At 66.6% G+C, this 17,509-nt stretch carries 11 protein-coding genes; 6 read left to right on the top strand and 5 right to left on the bottom strand.

Features of this window, described 5'->3' with window-relative positions:
- Window positions 1-24 precede the first annotated feature (24 nt).
- Both shc and ACQR1Y_RS21120 read right to left on the bottom strand, forming a co-directional pair.
- A complete protein-coding gene (gene shc / locus ACQR1Y_RS21125; protein WP_434879395.1) occupies window positions 25-2,115 on the bottom strand; it encodes a squalene--hopene cyclase in 2,091 nt (696 codons plus the stop codon).
- 208 nt (window positions 2,116-2,323) lie between these two features.
- Window positions 2,324-2,731 carry an MAPEG family protein gene (locus ACQR1Y_RS21120; protein WP_434861595.1) on the bottom strand — a complete coding sequence of 136 codons (408 nt, stop codon included), beginning with the start codon at window positions 2,729-2,731 and terminating at the stop codon, window positions 2,324-2,326.
- Window positions 2,732-2,826: 95 nt separating this feature from the next.
- Here ACQR1Y_RS21120 and hemH point away from each other — a divergent pair, with 95 nt between their 5' ends.
- The 3 genes from hemH (at window position 2,827) to ACQR1Y_RS21105 (ending at window position 5,535) form a co-directional block, all read left to right on the top strand.
- On the top strand, window positions 2,827-3,894 hold the full coding sequence (gene hemH / locus ACQR1Y_RS21115; RefSeq protein WP_434861594.1) for a ferrochelatase: 1,068 nt from the start codon (window positions 2,827-2,829) through the stop codon (window positions 3,892-3,894).
- Between the two features lie 190 nt (window positions 3,895-4,084).
- Window positions 4,085-5,071, top strand: a complete 987-nt coding sequence (locus tag ACQR1Y_RS21110) for an SPFH domain-containing protein (RefSeq protein ID WP_434879394.1) — start codon at window positions 4,085-4,087, stop codon at window positions 5,069-5,071.
- Between the two features lie 17 nt (window positions 5,072-5,088).
- Window positions 5,089-5,535, top strand: a complete 447-nt coding sequence (locus ACQR1Y_RS21105; RefSeq protein ID WP_434879393.1) for an NfeD family protein — start codon at window positions 5,089-5,091, stop codon at window positions 5,533-5,535.
- Window positions 5,536-5,682: 147 nt separating this feature from the next.
- Here ACQR1Y_RS21105 and ACQR1Y_RS21100 read toward each other — a convergent pair whose 3' ends face one another.
- Entirely contained in the window at window positions 5,683-7,389 is a 1,707-nt protein-coding gene (locus tag ACQR1Y_RS21100) for an outer membrane beta-barrel protein (protein ID WP_434879392.1), read from the bottom strand.
- A gap of 182 nt (window positions 7,390-7,571) precedes the next feature.
- On the opposite strand from ACQR1Y_RS21100, the gene ACQR1Y_RS21095 reads away from it, so the two are divergent.
- From ACQR1Y_RS21095 to ACQR1Y_RS21085, 3 genes are all read left to right on the top strand, one after another.
- A complete protein-coding gene (locus ACQR1Y_RS21095) occupies window positions 7,572-8,573 on the top strand; it encodes a KpsF/GutQ family sugar-phosphate isomerase (RefSeq protein WP_434861590.1) in 1,002 nt (333 codons plus the stop codon).
- A 128-nt stretch (window positions 8,574-8,701) separates the two neighbouring features.
- Complete coding sequence (locus tag ACQR1Y_RS21090; RefSeq protein ID WP_434879391.1) at window positions 8,702-9,517, top strand: arylamine N-acetyltransferase family protein; 816 nt, start codon at window positions 8,702-8,704, stop codon at window positions 9,515-9,517.
- A gap of 15 nt (window positions 9,518-9,532) precedes the next feature.
- Entirely contained in the window at window positions 9,533-10,348 is an 816-nt protein-coding gene (locus ACQR1Y_RS21085) for an arylamine N-acetyltransferase family protein (RefSeq protein WP_434879390.1), read from the top strand.
- 458 nt (window positions 10,349-10,806) lie between these two features.
- On the opposite strand, the gene ACQR1Y_RS21080 is transcribed toward ACQR1Y_RS21085, so the two are convergent.
- The gene (locus ACQR1Y_RS21080) at window positions 10,807-12,255 is read right to left on the bottom strand and encodes a glutamate synthase subunit beta (protein ID WP_434879389.1); all 1,449 of its coding nucleotides are present in this window, start codon (window positions 12,253-12,255) and stop codon (window positions 10,807-10,809) included.
- Window positions 12,256-12,572: 317 nt separating this feature from the next.
- Entirely contained in the window at window positions 12,573-17,309 is a 4,737-nt protein-coding gene (gene gltB / locus ACQR1Y_RS21075; protein ID WP_434879388.1) for a glutamate synthase large subunit, read from the bottom strand.
- Between the last annotated feature and the right edge of the window lie 200 nt (window positions 17,310-17,509).

Below are 17,509 nucleotides of genomic sequence, written 5' to 3'. Positions count from 1 at the left end.
CGAGCGGTGAGTATGGGTCCCGGGTCAAGCCCGGGACGACAGCGTGGGTGTGGACGCGATGTGGCCATGCCCCTGCGGCCGCAGCGCGCGGCCGAGGGCCATCAGCGGGAAATAGTGGCGGTACATGCCATAGCGCAGCATGAAGGCGCGGGAGAGCTCGGGGCCCTGCATCAGGCGCTCGGACAGCGCGGGATCATTCAGCTTGATGGTCTGGCCGACGCCATAGCCGGGGAAGCCGGTGCCGGTGAATTCGGGCTCGTCCCAGGTGCCGGCGGACTGGCGCTCGACCAGCCACATGCAGCCGCGCTCGATGGCGTCCTTGTCCTGCGGACGGTTGACGGCGAGCAGGGCCATCAGCGCCCACGCCGTCTGCGACGCCGTGGTGGTGCCGCGGCCGACGGCTGAGATGTCCATGTAGGAGGCGCAGCTCTCGCCCCAGCCGCCGTCAGGCTGCTGATGCGCAACCAGCCAGTCGCAGGCGCGGCCGATATAGGGCTGGGTCATGTCCTCGCCGATCGCGGCCAGCGCCGGCAGCACCGCGCCGGTGCCGTAGACGTAGTTGACGCCCCAGCGGCCGAACCACGGGCCGCTCGGCTCCTGCTCGCGGCGGATATAGTCCAGCGCCTGCACCATCGACGGATGGTTGCGCGAGATGCCGAGCTTGCCGAACGCCTCGATGATGTGCGCGGTCACGTCGACCGAGGGGGGATCGAGCGCCTCGCCGTAATCGCAGAACGGAATCTTGGTCAGGATCTGCTGGTTGTTATCCTTGTCGAACGCGCCCCAGCCGCCACCCCGGCTCTGCATGCCGATCAGCCAGTCGACGCCGAGCTGGATCGCCTCGTCGATGCCCTTGGCCTTCCACTTGGGATCATGGCGCAGCGGGGCCAGCGCGATCAGCGCCACCGCGGTGTCGTCCGTGTCGGGATAATAGTTGTTGGCGTATTCGAAGGCCCAGCCGCCGGGCTTGACGTGCGGCAGCTTCATCGACCAGTCGCCGGGCACGCGCACCTGGCGGTCGAGCACCCAGTTAACGGCCTTTTCGACCGCTTCGGGATAGTCGCCGAGCACGCCGGCATCGTCGAAGGCGAGAAGGGTGAGGATGGTGTCCCACACCGGGCTGTTGGTTGCCTGGATAAAGGTTGCATCGCCGACGTCCACGCGCCAGCCGGGATCGTTCAGCGCATCGAGCCCCTTGGCGAGCACGGGATGATTGAGCGGATAGCCTTCGGTGTACAGCGCCATCAGGCCGTAGATCCAGGGCGGCTGGATGCCGCCCCAGGCGCCGTCGAAATCCTGGTGGCGGATCATCCATTCCAGCACGCGGCTGGTCGCGGCGGGGCGGAACAGGCCAAGATTGAGCTTGTTGCCGAGGTTCTGCAGCGCATGCAGCACCTTGTCGGCACCGCGGAAGAACTTGTCCCAGCCGCCGGCATTGGCCTTGACCGGCAGCTCGTAGTCGAAGGCGCCGCGGCCGCGCGGAAACAGCGCGTCCAGCCGGTTCTCCGGCGGCAGCGGCCGGCTCGGCTGCTTGGCCGAGAGCACCGCGATCGGCATCAGCGTGGCGCGCGCCCATTGCGCGAAATTGTAGATCGAGAACGGAAACCAGAGCGGAAACCAGATGACCTCGGGCGGGATGTTCGGCGTCTTCTCCCACGGCCATTCGCCGATCAGCGCCAGCCAGTAGCGGGTGAACACACGGATGTTGCGCAAGCCGCCCTTGGCCTCGATCCATTCGCGCGCGCGTCGCACCGGCGGCTCGTCATCGCGGAAGCCGAGCGAGCGGAGCGCGGCATAGGCCTCGACGGTGGCGTTGATGTCGCCATTGGGCGCGCCGAAATAGACCTGCCAGGCGCCGTCAGGGCGCTGGCTGTCGAGCAGCGATTGGCCCAGGCGCTTGCGCAGGGGATGGTCCTCAAGGCCCAGGAACCACAGCGCCAGGCACCATTGCGCCTCCATGCAGGCGTTGGACTCGGCGCGGCCGACCCAATGGCCATCCGGCTTCTGGTTGGCGATCAGCCAGTCCGAGGCCGCCCGCACCGTCGATTGCAGGGCGGTCTGGTAGTTTCCCGGGTCGCGCGGCGCGCGCGCGGAGGCCGAGCTGGTCAAGGTCATCACAAGTCCTCTGGCGGCCTTACGGCGCCGCTGCAGCAGTCCGAATTCACCCCGCCCTATAGGGAATTTTACTGCCAAATCCAATCAACTGGCTGTAGCGGGCCGGATCAAAGGGGAAACGAAAAGCGTACAGACAGAGGTGTTCCGCCCCCTTGGTTAGCAGCCCCGTGGGGACGGGGATGTGACGCCCCTCACGTCCGGCGCGGGCTCAGACGGGCAGGTAGACGCGCAGCAGCGGCAGGAAAAAGATCCCGACCGTGATCAGGAAGCCGATCGCCCACAGGATCGAGCGCAGCGAGGGCCGATCGCCGATATAGGTCAGCACATAGGCCACCCGCACGATGACGAACAGCACCGACAGCTCGTTGATGAGGTTCTGCGGCGCGGCGCGGAACTCCGCCAGCAGCACGGCGGCGGCGAAGAACGGGAACGCCTCGATGCCGTTCTGGTGGGCGCCCAGGGCCCGCTCCCGAATCCCGGCGCGGAAAAACGCGGGATCGCGCGGCCTGGCATTGTCGTAGCGACCGCCGCCCTCGACGCTGATCCATTTCGCCGGCACGATCGTTATGAGATAGAGCATTACGCTGGCGAAAATGCATAGCTCAGCAATCGTCATGGCTCCTCCAGCCCGATGACATCGGTGAAATGGCCCTTATCTTGACAATGTCGAAACAAGCCGCCAAGCCACGCCCTTCACCAGTCACGGGCATCATGACCGCCGCCATCTCTCTCGACAATGCCAGGCCTGTCGAAGTCAGGCCCGTCGATATGAAGCCGTCACCAGCCGCGAGCACGGCGCGGGTCGGCGTGCTGCTCGTCAATCTCGGCACGCCGGATACGGCCGATGCCGCCGGCGTGCGCGTCTATCTCAAGGAATTCCTGTCCGACCGCCGCGTGATCGAGGACCAGGGACTGTTGTGGAAGATCATCCTCAACGGCATCATCCTCAATGTCCGGCCGCGCAAGAAGGCGAAGGACTACCAGTCGATCTGGAACAACGAGAAGAACGAATCGCCGCTCAAGACCATCACCCGCGCGCAGAGCGAGAAGCTTGCCACGGCGATGGCCGATCGCAGCCATGTCATCGTCGACTGGGCGATGCGCTACGGCAATCCGTCGATCAAGGCCGGCGTCGACGGCCTGATGGCCAAAGGCTGCGACCGCATCCTGGTGGTGCCGCTGTATCCGCAATATTCGGCCGCAACCTCGGCGACCGTCTGTGACGAGGCGTTCCGCGTGCTGACCGAGATGCGCGCGCAGCCGACGATCCGGGTGACGCCGCCCTATTACAATGACGATTTCTACATCGAGGCGCTCGCGGTCTCGATCGAAGAGCATCTCAAGACGCTGCCGTATACGCCCGAGCTGATCGTGGCGTCGTTCCACGGCATGCCCAAGGAATATGTCGACAAGGGCGATCCCTATCGCGAGCAGTGCGTGGCGACGACGGAGCTGCTGCGCAAGCGGCTCGGCATGGACGACACCAAGCTGCTGCTGACGTTCCAGTCGCGCTTCGGCTTCTCGGAGTGGCTGCAGCCCTACACCGACAAGACCATCGAGAAGCTCGCCAAGGACGGCGTCAAGCGCATCGCGGTGGTGATGCCGGGCTTCGCCGCCGACTGCCTCGAGACGCTCGAGGAAATCTCCGGCGAGAATTGCGAGATCTTCAAGCACAATGGCGGCGAGGAATTCTCGGCCGTGCCGTGCCTGAACGACAGCGCGCCCGGCATGGAGGTGCTGCGGCAACTGGTGCTGCGCGAGCTGCAGGGCTGGCTCTGAAGCCGGCAGCGGTATTGCCGGCCGTCTAGGTAAGCTCCACTTCGGCACAAGATCGACGGAGCCGCGGCCGTCGAAAATATGTTGCTGAACCGTGACCATCGGACCCCCGACAAAATCATGCGGCAATCCCTAGATTGTGATTGCTGCAGAGTTCGGTGAGGAGACGGCTGTCTCCTCCCTTGGAGGATCCATGAGCGGTTTCGACATTTTCGCCATAGCGCTGGTGCTGCTGGTCATCTTCACGCTGTACTCCGGCGTAAAGACCGTGCCGCAGGGCTTCGACTGGACCGTGGAGCGGTTCGGCAAATACACCCGCACCTTGTCGCCCGGCCTCAACATCATCGTCCCGTTCTTCGACCGCATCGGGCGCAAGATCAACATGATGGAGCAGGTGATCGACATTCCCGAGCAGGAAGTCATCACCAAGGACAACGCCACCGTCACGGTGGACGGCGTCGCCTTCTACCAGGTGTTCGATGCGGCCAAGGCGAGCTACGAGGTGTCCAACCTCAACCAGGCGATCATCACCCTGACCATGACCAACATCCGCTCGGTGATGGGCTCGATGGACCTCGACCAGGTGCTGTCGCATCGCGACGAGATCAACGAACGGCTGTTGCGCGTCGTCGATGCCGCGGTGTCACCCTGGGGGCTGAAGGTCAACCGCATCGAGATCAAGGACATCGTGCCGCCGGCGGATCTGGTCGAGGCGATGGGCCGGCAGATGAAGGCCGAGCGCGTCAAGCGCGCCGACATTCTCCAGGCCGAGGGCCAGCGCCAGTCGGAGATTTTGCGCGCGGAAGGCGCCAAGCAGAGCCAGATCCTGCAGGCGGAAGGCCGCCGCCAATCGGCGTTCCTCGACGCCGAGGCGCGCGAGCGCGCCGCGGAGGCCGAGGCCAAGGCGACGCAGATGGTGTCGGACGCTATCGGCAAGGGCGACGTCGCCGCGCTCAACTACTTCATCGCCGACAAATACATCAAGGCGTTCGGCCAGCTCGCGGATTCCCCGAACCAGAAGGTGATCATGCTGCCGATCGAGGCGACCGGCATGCTCGGCTCGCTCGCCGGCATCGGCGAGATCGCCAAGGCGACGTTCGGCGAGAATGCGGTCGCGGCCGCGCGCCGCGGCGGCTCGGTGCCGCCAGCGGGCACGCCGCCGAAGCCGCCGCAGGCCTGAGGCAGGGGAGGTCACTCATGAGCGACATTCTGGTGACGCTCGGCACCTGGAACTGGCTGATCTTCGGCGTCATCCTGATGGCGCTGGAGCTGCTCGCGCCGGGCGTGTTCCTGATCTGGCTCGGGATCGCCGCGCTTCTGGTTGGCGTGATCTCGTTTGGCTTCGCGCCCGCCTGGCAGCTGCAGATCCTGATGTTCGCGCTGTTCTCGATCGCGGCGGTACCGCTGTGGCGGCACGTCGCGCGCAGGAGCACGGCGTCGGACAGCGACAACCCGTTCCTCAACCGCCGCTCCGCCGCGCTGGTGGGGCGCGAGTTCACCCTGGAGAAGCCGATCATCGACGGCAACGGCACGGTGCGCATCGACGACACGGTGTGGCGCGTGGCCGGTCCGGACACACCCGCAGGCAGCCGCGTCCGCATCGTGCAGGCGGATGGCGCCCATCTGACGGTGACCGCGGCGTAGGTCTTCTGCGGGCGGTGTTGCTTGATTGAAGCGACGCTCCAACCGCGTCATTGCGAGCGCAGCGAAGCAATCCAGGGCGTCACGTGCGGCCCTGGATTGCTTCTTCGCTTCGCTCCTCGCAATGACGGGGAGAGAGAGGGCGGGGGCTCAGTTCTGCAACCTCACCCCCAGCATCACCACCGTGCCCGACGACGCCGCGCCTGCGATGTTCGAATCCAGCTTGTCGTAGCGTAGCGTGCCCTTGACCCAGAGGCTGCGCGTCATTTTGTAGACGAGGTTGCCTTCGGCCGAATAGGTCCGGTCGTTGCGGCCGTAGCCCTGGTAGTCGAGCGTGCCGAAGGTGAACTTGCCGATGCCGGTCAGCCAGCGGCGAAAGTCGTGGTCGACCTGCACGGTGTAGGTGCGGATCAGCACGCCGGAGGCCCCCGCGACGGTGGTCTCGGCGACCTGCGTGTCCGAGAGGAAGCGCGCCGTCGTCAGCGGCGTCGCCGACCACACCAGCGAGGCCGAGGTCAGAAATCCCTGCAGCCGGTCGAGCCGTGGATCGGTGTAGCTGCGCGTGGCGTAGCCGAGCGAGAGCTCGCCGGTGAGCAGACGGGTGAACTCGAAGGAGGTGCCGGCCTTGGCGTAGCCGCCGGCCGAATCGCGCTGATAGCCTGAGCGGTCGAACTGCCGGTCGTAGGTGCGGGTATTGCCCTGCACCTCGACGAACGGCTTCAGGGCGGGCGTGACCTCGTAGGACACCCGGCCGATACCGCCGAACTGGTTGTAGTTGCGGTCGTCGTTCGAGGTCATCGTGCCGTCGGTCAGCTTGCTCTGCTGATAGCTGGTGCGGTCGGCGGTGGCGCCGGCCGAGATCTGCAGCCGGTTGAAGCGCTGATCGAAGCCTACGGTGGTGCCGAGCGTGGTGTAGACCGGATAGCGGGCCAGTCCCGCCTGCACGCTCGGGCTACCGGGATTGTCGGTCGCGGCGCGCAGGCGGAGCTGGGCGCCGACCGAGGTGTCGCGGGTGACATCGAGGCGGCCATCGACATGGCCGGTGAAGTCGGGACGGTCGAGCGTGGTCGGCGCCGAATTGATGCCGCCGTCCATCATGGCGGGCAGAGTGCTGCCATAGCCGGTGAACGAGCCGCGCAGATCGGCGACCAGCGCGTGGCGCTCCCAGTTCGACACCGCCAGAAATTCCGGCGCGATCATCCAGGCCGGCATGCCGCGCGGCCGCGCGAGGCGCGCCGGGTTGCTGTCATAGCCGGCCGACAGCTCGACCGCGCCCTTGATCAGGAACGGCCCGACATAGTCGCCGACCGCGCCGAACGGGTCGTCGTCGATCCGCAGCCGCTTGCGCGGCGGCTGGCCGGGCACGGTGCCGGCCATCGCCGGCGGGACTGGCTGCCGGTTGGCGGAGGCGGACGGCGGCAGGGCCGGGCGGAGTTGCCCGGTCAGCTCACCCGAAGGCGGCGTGCCCGGTCCGGGCGCCGGCTTCGGCCGCGGTTGAGCGGGGTAGAATTTCGGCTTCTTGCGGGTGCGGTTCAGCGAATCATAGCCGACATCGGCCGCGCCGCTGGCGGCGGGGACGCCGGGCAGCGGGACCCGCGTCTGGCGCGCCGGGGAGCCGGGCGGAGGCGGCGTGGAGGGGACGCCGGGTGTCGTGACCGCATCGGACAGGCCGCTGACCGCGGTCCGCCGCAGCGGCGACTCCTGCGGGGCGAGAAAGCCGTCGCGCACGGGCCGGAAGACGTCGATGGTCTGGGCGCAGGCCGCGTCGGTGCCGAGGGTGCCGAGCAGCAGGCAAGCGGCGGAGACGCCGCGCCGCATCGCGCGCCCCCCGCGGCCGCTGTCAGGCCTCCACCCCACGATGAAAATACTCCAACAAAATCAATTGCGTCGCGAGGCCGTCCCGCGCCGCCGGCCAACACCGTCGTTAAGGGAGTAAAAACAAATATGGTTAATGGGCTGTTGATGACGCCTTGCCGCCTTACCCATGCTAAAGAGCGGCGCCTGACTGTCTCAGCCTTTGAATCAGCCTGGAAGCGAGAATGCCGAGATCGAAGCCGTTGACCGAAGCCCCTCCCGCCAACGCGGACATCCAATCGGCGCTGCGCACGCTCGACGCCGGCAGCAACGGCATTGCCGCGATCTCGGCCGCGCTGCGCGGCCCGTTGGGGGCGGCCTTCGCCGCCGCCGTTGAGCTGATCCGCCAGGCCAAGGGCCGCGCCATCCTGACCGGGCTCGGCAAGTCCGGCCACGTCGCGCGCAAGATGGCGGCGACCCTGGCTTCGACCGGCACGCCGGCCTTCTTCGTCCATTCCGCCGAGGCCGGCCATGGCGATCTCGGCATGATCACCTCGGATGACGTCGTCATCGCGCTGTCCTGGTCGGGCGAGCAGCCGGAGATGAAGACGCTGGTCAACTACACCAAGCGCTTCGCCATCCCCATGATCGCGATCACCTCGAACGCGCAATCGTCGCTGGGGCAGGCGGCGCGGATCGTGCTGGAGCTGCCCAAGGCGCGCGAGGCCTGCCCGCACAATCTCGCGCCGACCACCTCGACCTTGATGCAGGCCGCGATCGGCGATGCGCTCGCGATCGCACTGCTCGAGGGCCGCGGCTTCACCGCGCTCGAATTCGCCAATTTCCATCCGGGCGGCAAGCTCGGCGCCATGCTCAAGCACATCTCCGACCTGATGCGCTCCGGCGACGCCGTGCCGCTGAAGCCGCTGGGCACCGGCATGGCCGATGCGCTGGAAGAGATGTCGGCCAAGGGGCTCGGCTGCGTCATCATCGTCGACGGCCGCGGCCATGTCGCGGGCATCATCACCGACGGCGATCTGCGCCGGAAGATGCGGTCCGACCTGCTGTCCGTTTCGGTCGACGAGATCATGACCGCCAACCCGCGCACCGTCCGTCGCGAGGCGCTGGCGTCGGAGGCGCTGGAGATCCTGAACTCCGCCAAGATCACGACGCTGATCGTGACCGATGGCGCCAAGCCGGTCGGCATCCTGCACATGCACGATCTGCTGCGCGCTGGGGTGGCGTGATCTCAGCCGTCGTCATTGCGAGCGAAGCGAAGCAATCCAGAGTCCTTGCTGAGCCCTGGATTGCTTCGCTACGCTCGCAATGACGACGATTGATATAGCGGCCTGGGTTGTTGGAAGTTTTCGTCACGATGTCTCCCGACTTCAATCTCGACAAATACCTCGCCCGCATCGGCTATCGTGGGCCGCTGACGCCGACGTTCGAGACGCTCGCCGGATTGCAGGCGGCGCATGTCGATGCGATCGCGTTCGAGGGCATTGATCCCTTGCTCGGCCGTCCCGTGCACATCGACCTTCCTTCGGTGCAGGCCAAGATCGTCGACGGCCGCCGCGGCGGCTATTGCTTCGAGCAGAACGCGCTGCTGAAGGCGGCGCTGGAGGCGATCGGCTTTGCGGTGACGCCGCTGTCGGCGCGGGTGCGCTGGCGGCTCGACGCGACCGCGCCGCATACGCCGCGCACGCATATGATGCTGAAGGTCGACCTGCCGGAGGGACCGTACCTCGCCGATGTCGGCTTCGGCTCCTGCCTGCTCGATACGCCGCTGCGGATGGTCCCCGACATCGAGCAGCCGACGGCGATGGGTATGTTCCGTCTGACGCTGTCCGATGGATTGTATTGGCTCGCGGCGAAGCAGCCGGCGGGCTGGCGCACGATGTATGTGTTCGATCTCACGCCGCAGATCCACGCCGACTATGTGCTCTCCAACTGGTTCACCTCGACCAGCCCGCTGACTCCGTTCACCTCGATGCTGATCCTGGAGCGGCTGACGTCCGAGGCGCGCTACAAGCTGGTCAACCGCCGGCTGGTGGTCGAGGCGCGCGACGGCGAAGTCAGGAGCGAGCAGATCATCGAAACGCCGGAGGCGTTGCAGCGTGTCGTCGAGGAGGTCTTCGGCGTCACGCTGCCGGTCGCCGTCGATGCGATCTGGGCGCGGATCGAGAACTGATCGGAAGGCGATGCGATGGCGGACGAGTTTCAGCTGGAATCTTATCTCGCCCGTATCGCCTATCGCGGGCTGCTCGCCCCTGACCTGGCGACGTTAAGCGCCCTGCAGGCCGCGCATGTCGATGCCCTGCCATTCGAAGCGCTCGATCCGCTGATGGGGCGCCCCGTCCATGTCGATCTCGCCTCGGTGCAGCGGAAGCTCGTCCACAGCCGCCGCGGCGGCTACTGCTTCGAGCAGAACGTGCTGTTCCAGGCGGCGCTGGAGTCGATCGGCTTCAAGGTCACGGGCCTGACGGGCAGGGTGCGCTGGCGCTCGCAGCCGACCGATCCGCTCGGACCGCGGCAGCACATGATGCTGCTGGTGGAAGCCGAAGGCCGGCCATATCTGGTCGATGTCGGCTTCGGCATCTGCCTGATGGATGCGCCAATTGCACTGGAGGTCGGGCCCGAGCAGACCACGCCGATGGGCACGTTCCGCATCGGCCTGTGGGACGGGCTCTACACGATCAGCGCCAGGCAGCCGGCCGGCTGGCGCATGATGTACGCCTTCGACCTTGCGCCGCAGATCCACGCCGACTACGTGCTCGGCAGCTGGTACACGTCCACCAACGCGAATGTGCCGGCCACGCACACGCTGATGATGGAGCGCGTGGAGCCGACCGTGCGGCACAAGCTGGTCAGCCGCCGCTATCAGACGCAGGCCCGCGATGGCGAGGTGATCGAGGAGCGCACGATCGCAAGCGCCGACGAACTCGGCCGGTTGATGGACGAGGTGTTTCGGGTGACGCCTCCCGTGCCGGTCGAGGACATCTGGGCGCGGACGACAGCCTGATTGTCAGTCGGCTTGATGTGTCAGTGATCGGCCGACCGTCCTGCCGCAAAGACGGTGCGCTCCCCTCCCCCTTGCGGGGAGGGGGCGGGGGTGGGGGTCCACGAATCCAGACCTACGTCGTTGAGCTGAACTCTTCCCCGCGGGCGAACCGCTCGCTTAAGCCGATGAACTTACCGCGTCATTGCGAGCGCAGCAAAGCAATCCAGAGGCCTGCCCACGACTCTGGATTGCTTCGCTGCGCTCGCAATGACGGAAGTAGCTAGAGTGGAGAGCGTCGGCGGGAGCTGCGACTGCCGCTTGCTTGGCTGAAGAGCCGGCGGACTCAACTTCGTTCAGCGCCCGGGGACCCCCACCCCCGACCCCTCCCCGCAAGGGGGAGGGGGGCGCAGCGAGCTCGGGGTTGGCGGATCGGGTCCGATTAAGAAGGTAGAGGCCAATACGCGCGGCGTCTGCCGCGCTCAGCGCGGCAGCTCGGTCTTGCCCATCAGGAACTTGTCGACGGCCTGGGCGCACAGCCGGCCCTCGCGGATCGCCCACACGACCAGCGACTGGCCGCGGCGCATGTCGCCGGCGGAGAACACCTTCGGCAGCGAGGTCTGGTAGTCCGAGAGGTTGGCCTTGACGTTGCCGCGCGGGTCGAGGTCGACGCCGAGGCTCTTGAGCAGGCCCTCGTGGACCGGATGCACGAAGCCCATCGCCAGCAGCACGAGGTCGGCATCGAGCACGAACTCGGTGCCGGGGATCGGCTTGAACTGGGCGTCGACGCGCACGCAGTGCATCTTCTTCACCGCACCGTTTTCGCCTTCGAACTTCTGCGTCAGCACCGCGAATTCGCGCACCGCGCCCTCGGCCTGGCTCGACGAGGTCCGCATCTTCAACGGCCAGTTCGGCCAGGTCAGCGCCTTGTCCTCGCGCTCCGGCGGCGCCGGCATGATCTCGAGCTGGGTGACGGACAGGGCGCCCTGGCGCAGCGAGGTGCCGATGCAGTCCGAGCCGGTGTCGCCGCCGCCGATCACGACGACATGCTTGCCGCCGGCGAGGATCTCGGTGGCGTTGACCGGCTCGTTGCCGACGCGGCGGTTCTGCTGCGGCAGGAAGTCCATCGCGTAGTGGATGCCGGCAAGGTCGCGGCCGGGGATCGGCAGGTCGCGCGGGGCTTCCGCGCCGCCGGTCAGCGCCACGGCGTCATAATCCTTCAGCAGCGACTTCGGGTCGATGCCGTCCTTGCCGCCGACATGGGCGCCGTAATGGAACACGACGCCTTCGCCTTCCATCTGCGCGATGCGGCGGTCGATGATGCCCTTCTCCATCTTGAAGTCGGGAATGCCGTAGCGCAGCAGGCCGCCGGCCTTGGCGTGCTTCTCATAGACGTGCACTTCGTGTCCCGCGCGCGCGAGCTGCTGCGCGGCGGCAAGGCCCGCGGGGCCGGCGCCGACGATCGCGACCTTCTTGCCGGTCTTCACCGCGGCCGGCTCCGGCTTGATCCAGCCCTGCTCGAACGCCTTGTCGACGATCGCGCATTCGATCGTCTTGATGGTCACCGGATTGTCGTCGATGTTCAACGTGCACGACGCCTCGCACGGGGCGGGGCAGATGCGGCCGGTGAACTCCGGAAAGTTGTTGGTCGAGTGCAGGTTGCGCGACGCCTCTTCCCAGTTGCCATTGTAGATCAGGTCGTTCCAGTCCGGGATCTGGTTGTTGACCGGGCAGCCGGGCGTGCCCGGCGCGGCCGAGCCGGTGCCGTGGCAATAGGGGATGCCGCAGTTCATGCAGCGCGCCGCCTGGTCGCGCAGCTCCTTCTCGGAGAGCGGCACCACGAATTCCTGGAAATGCTTCAGCCGCTCGGCAACCGGCGCGTACTTGCGATCGTGCCGCTCGATTTCGAGAAAACCTGTGACCTTGCCCATGACCTGTGACGTCCCTGACTGCTCGGGCCTCATGGTTCGAGACGGCGCTTTCGCGCCTCCTCACCATGAGGAATTTCCTCTGTGCTTCCCCTCATCCTGAGGAGCGGCGCCTTCGCCGCGTCTCGAAGGATGAGGCCTCGATCCTGGCCTCATGGTTCGAGACGGTGCTGCGCACCTCCTCACCATGAGGATCTAGTTTCCTGCTTCTCCTCACCCCCGGGGAGCGGCGCTTGCGCCGCGTCTCGAAGGGCGAGGCCCCGCTCTCGGCCTCATGGTTCGAGACGGCGCTTCGCGCCTCCTCACCATGAGGAGCAACATCAAGCCCCGATCGCGATCTTCGGCTCGGCGTCGGCCTTGGCCGCGAGCTCGCGAAGGGCGCGGCGGTACTCGACCGGCATGACCTTGCGGAACTTCGGCGCAAATTCCTTCCAGTTCGCCAGGATGTCGGCGGCGCGCTTGGATCCGGTGGCCTTGGCGTGACGCGAGATCAGGACGTGCAGGCGCTCGACGTCGGACGCCAGCAGGTTCTTGAACACGTCGACCCGGCCATGCGCCTCGAGGTCGCCCATCTGGTGATAGGTGTCCTCGGCGATCATCTCCTCCGACAAGACAGGCTCAAGCTCGACCATCGCCATGTTGCAATGCTTGTCAAAGTCGCCGGCCTCGTCGAGCACGTAGGCGACGCCGCCCGACATGCCGGCCGCGAAGTTGCGCCCGGTCTTGCCGAGCACGACCACGATGCCGCCGGTCATGTATTCGCAGCAATGATCGCCCGCGCCTTCGACCACCGCGACAGCGCCGGAGTTACGAACCGCGAAGCGCTCGCCGGCGATGCCGCGGAAGAAACATTCGCCGGAGATGGCGCCGTACATCACGGTGTTGCCGACGATGATCGACTCCTCCGGCACGATGCCGGAGTTGCGCGGCGGCTTGATGATGATGCGGCCGCCCGACAGGCCCTTGCCGACATAGTCATTGCCTTCGCCTTCGAGCTCGAAGGTCACGCCGTGCGCCAGCCATGCGCCGAAGGCTTGTCCCGACGTGCCCTTCAGGCTGACATGGATCGTGTCCTGCGGCAGGCCGGCATGGCCGTAGATCTTGGCCACCGCGCCCGAGAGCATCGCGCCCGCCGAACGGTCGGTGTTGTTGATCTCGGCCTCGATCCTGACCGGTGCGCCGCGGTCGAGCGCGGGCCGCGCCTGCTCGATCAGACGACGGTCGAGCACGGCCTCGAGGTGATGGTCCTGCTTCTCGGCGTGATGGATCTTCTGGCCCGGCGCTTCCTTCTGCTTCACGAACAGCTTGGAGAAGTCGAGGCCCTTGGCCTTCCAATGCGCCACCAGCTTGGACTGGTCGAGCATCTGCACCTGGCCGACCATCTCGTTGAACGAGCGGTAGCCCAGCGCTGCCATGATCTCGCGGACCTCTTCGGCCACGAAGAAGAAGTAGTTGATGACGTGCTCGGGCTGGCCGGTGAAGCGCTTGCGCAGCACCGGGTCCTGGGTGGCGACGCCGACCGGGCAGGTGTTGAGATGGCACTTGCGCATCATGATGCAGCCCGCCGCGATCAGCGGCGCCGTGGCAAAGCCGAACTCGTCGGCGCCGAGCAGGGCGCCGATCACGACGTCACGGCCGGTGCGGAAGCCGCCATCGACCTGGACCACGATGCGGCTGCGCAGCCGCTCGCGCACCAGCGTCTGATGCGTCTCGGCAAGGCCGATCTCCCACGGCGAGCCCGCATGCTTGATCGAGGTGAGGGGAGAGGCGCCGGTGCCGCCCTCGAAGCCGGCGATCGTGACATGGTCGGCGCGCGCTTTCGCGACGCCGGCCGCGACGGTGCCGACGCCGATCTCGGACACCAGCTTGACCGAGACCTGACCGTCGGGATTGACGTTCTTCAGGTCGTAGATCAGCTGCGCGAGATCCTCGATCGAGTAGATGTCGTGATGCGGCGGCGGCGAGATCAGGCCGACACCAGGGGTCGAGTGGCGCACCTTGGCGATGGTGGCATCGACCTTGTGGCCGGGCAACTGGCCGCCTTCGCCGGGCTTCGCGCCCTGCGCCATCTTGATCTGCATCATGTCGGAGTTGACGAGATACTCCGTGGTCACGCCGAAACGTCCCGAGGCGACCTGCTTGATCGCCGAGCGCATGGAATCGCCGTTCGGCAGCGGCTTGAAGCGGTCGGCTTCCTCGCCGCCCTCGCCGGTGTTCGACTTGCCGCCGATCCGGTTCATGGCGATCGCGAGCGTCGTGTGCGCCTCGCGCGAGATCGAGCCGAAGCTCATCGCGCCGGTGGCGAAACGCTTGACGATCTCCTTGGCCGGCTCGACCTCGTCGAGCGGGACCGGCTTGCGCTTGTCGTCCTCGGCCGACTTGATCCGGAACAGGCCGCGCAGGGTCAGGAGCCGCTCGGACTGCTCGTTGAGCAGTTTGGCGAATGCCTGATAGCGGTCCTTGGAGTTGCCGCGCACGGCATGCTGGAGCGTTGCGACCGACTCCGCCGTCCAGGCGTGATCCTCGCCGCGGGTGCGGAAGGCGTATTCGCCGCCGACGTCGAGCGCGGACTTGTAGACCAGCGCGTCGCCGAACGCGTCGCGGTGACGGCGCGTGGTCTCCTCGGCGATTTCGGCGAGGCCGACGCCTTCGACGCGGGTGTGGGTGCCGGCGAAGAACTTCTGGACGAACTCGGCACGCAGCCCGACCGCGTCGAAGATCTGGGCGCCGCAATAGGACTGGTAGGTCGAGATGCCCATCTTCGACATGACCTTGAGCAGGCCCTTGCCGATCGACTTGATGTAGCGCTTGACGACCTCGTAGTCGCTCAGCGCGCCCGGCAGCTTGTCCTTCAGCGCGATGATGGTCTCGAAGGCGAGATACGGGTTGATCGCCTCGGCGCCATAGCCGGCCAGACACGCGAAGTGATGCACCTCGCGCGGCTCACCGCTCTCGACGACGAGACCGACCGACGTGCGCAGGCCGGTGCGGATCAGATGGTGATGCACGGCGGCGCAGGCCAGCAGCGACGGGATCGGGATCCGGTCGTTCGAGACCATGCGGTCGGACAGGATGATGATGTTGACGCCCTCGCGGACGGCAGCTTCGGCGCGGCCGCAGAGATCGTCGAGCACCTGCTCGAAGCCGGCGGCGCCCAGGCTCGCATCGAACGTGGTGTCGAGCGTGCGCGAGACGAAGTGGCTGTCGGAGACCTCCGAGATCGAGCGGATCTTCTCGAGGTCCGCATCCGTCAGGATCGGCTGATGCACTTCGAGCCGCTTGGTCGAGGCGACGCCTTCGAGGTCGAACAGGTTCGGGCGCGGGCCGATGATCGACACCAGGCTCATCACCAGCTCCTCGCGGATCGGGTCGATCGGCGGGTTGGTGACCTGGGCGAAGTTCTGCTTGAAGTAGGTGAACAACAGCTTCGGCTTGTCCGACAGCGCCGAGATCGGCGCGTCGTTGCCCATCGAGCCCGTCGCCTCCTCGCCGGTGGCCGCCATCGGCGTCATCAGGATGTTGATGTCCTCGGCGGTGTAGCCGAACGCCTGCTGCCGATCGAGCAGCGGCAAATTGGTGCGCGCGCCCTTGGTCGGCGCATCCGGCAGCTTCTCGACCTGGATCTGCGTGCGGGCGAGCCACTCGGTATAGGGATGGCTGGCGGCGAGCTGCGCCTTGATCTCGTCATCCGGGATCAGGCGGCCCTGCTCGAGATCGACCAGCAGCATCTTGCCGGGCTGCAGCCGCCACTTGGTGACGATCTGGTCCTCCGGGATCTTCAGCACGCCCATCTCGGACGCCATCACGATGCGGTCGTCCTTGGTCACGAGATAGCGCGCCGGCCGCAGGCCGTTGCGGTCGAGCGTGGCGCCGATCTGGCGGCCGTCGGTGAAGGCGATCGCGGCGGGGCCGTCCCACGGCTCCATCAGCGCGGCATGATATTCGTAGAACGAGCGGCGCTCCTCGCTCATGAGCGGATTGCCGGCCCACGCCTCCGGGATCATCATCATGACCGCGTGCGGCAGCGAGTAGCCGCCCTGCACCAGGAATTCGAGCGCGTTGTCGAAGCAGGCGGTGTCGGACTGGCCTTCATAGGAAATCGGCCAGAGCCGGCTGATGTCCTTGCCGAACAGCTCCGACGACACCGACGCCTGGCGCGCCGCCATCCAGTTGACGTTGCCGCGCAGCGTGTTGATTTCGCCGTTATGCGCGATCATCCGGTAGGGATGCGCCAGCGACCAGGTCGGGAAGGTGTTGGTCGAGAACCGCTGATGCACCAGCGCCAGCGCGCTCTCGAAGTCCGGCTCGTGCAAATCGGCGTAGTACTTGCCGAGCTGGTCGGCCAGGAACATGCCCTTGTAGATCACGGTCCGGCACGACATCGAGCACGGGTAATAGCCCGACATGCCGCGGTCGCGGCGCTGATAGATTGCCTGCGAGATCGACTTGCGGAGGATGTAGAGCTTGCGCTCGAACTCATCCTCGGTCTTGGCGGCGCCGTTGCGGCCGATGAACACCTGCATGCTGCGCGGCTCGGTCGGCTTGACCGTCACGCCCAGCGAGGAGTTGTCGGTCGGCACGTCGCGCCAGCCGAGCAGCACCAGGCCCTCGTCCTCGATCTGGTCGGCGATGATGCTCTTGATGACGTTCCGCCAGGCTTCGTCGCGCGGCATGAACAGCGCGCCGATGGCGTATTCGCCGGGGGCGGGCAGGGCGAAGCCGAGCTCCTTCGCCTTGCGCGAGAAGAAGGCGTGCGGAATCTGCACCAGGATGCCGGCGCCGTCGCCGAAGCGCGGGTCGGCGCCGACGGCGCCGCGGTGCTCGAGGTTGCACAGGATGTTCAGCGCATCGGCGACGATCTGATGCGACTTCTGGCCCTTGATATTGGCGATGAAGCCGACGCCGCAGGAATCCTTCTCCAGCGAGGGATCGTACAGGCCCTCAGCCTCGGGGCGCCACGTGTGCAGCTCGCGGGTGATCTCGGCCGGTTTTTCATGCGAATCCACAGCCAGCACCGCGCCGCCCAACTTTCCGTGCTCGACCTTCGATCCGCTCATATCCGTCCCCATCAGTTATTGGTCAGGGCCTTCACCACAGTCCGGTACACAGTCCGGCGCACCCCGGGCGCTGCGCGGGCCCCTCTCCGGAACCAACGCTCGTCCTTGTCAGCGAGCCGCATTTGCAGAGTTCAGGCCAGCCACCGGGGGACCATGTCCCACTGAACGACCGCGGCCTGTTCATGTCGCAGCGCCCACGA

The sequence above is a fragment of the Bradyrhizobium sp. HKCCYLRH3099 genome, assembly GCF_051167855.1.
Classification (GTDB): domain Bacteria; phylum Pseudomonadota; class Alphaproteobacteria; order Rhizobiales; family Xanthobacteraceae; genus Bradyrhizobium.
Note: the sequence above shows the minus strand (reverse complement) of the source record. Positions and strands in the feature narration are given on the sequence as shown.

What these genes read in the sequence shown, in the direction of transcription:
- hemH (WP_434861594.1), top strand. Translation starts at nt 2,827, where the DNA reads ATGACCGCCGCCATCTCTCTCGACAATGCCAGGCCTGTCGAAGTCAGG.
- ACQR1Y_RS21095 (WP_434861590.1), top strand. Translation starts at nt 7,572, where the DNA reads ATGCCGAGATCGAAGCCGTTGACCGAAGCCCCTCCCGCCAACGCGGAC.
- ACQR1Y_RS21105 (WP_434879393.1), top strand. Translation starts at nt 5,089, where the DNA reads ATGAGCGACATTCTGGTGACGCTCGGCACCTGGAACTGGCTGATCTTC.
- ACQR1Y_RS21085 (WP_434879390.1), top strand. Translation starts at nt 9,533, where the DNA reads ATGGCGGACGAGTTTCAGCTGGAATCTTATCTCGCCCGTATCGCCTAT.
- ACQR1Y_RS21120 (WP_434861595.1), bottom strand. Translation starts at nt 2,731, where the DNA reads ATGACGATTGCTGAGCTATGCATTTTCGCCAGCGTAATGCTCTATCTC.
- gltB (WP_434879388.1), bottom strand. Translation starts at nt 17,309, where the DNA reads ATGAGCGGATCGAAGGTCGAGCACGGAAAGTTGGGCGGCGCGGTGCTG.
- shc (WP_434879395.1), bottom strand. Translation starts at nt 2,115, where the DNA reads ATGACCTTGACCAGCTCGGCCTCCGCGCGCGCGCCGCGCGACCCGGGA.
- ACQR1Y_RS21080 (WP_434879389.1), bottom strand. Translation starts at nt 12,255, where the DNA reads ATGGGCAAGGTCACAGGTTTTCTCGAAATCGAGCGGCACGATCGCAAG.
- ACQR1Y_RS21110 (WP_434879394.1), top strand. Translation starts at nt 4,085, where the DNA reads ATGAGCGGTTTCGACATTTTCGCCATAGCGCTGGTGCTGCTGGTCATC.
- ACQR1Y_RS21090 (WP_434879391.1), top strand. Translation starts at nt 8,702, where the DNA reads ATGTCTCCCGACTTCAATCTCGACAAATACCTCGCCCGCATCGGCTAT.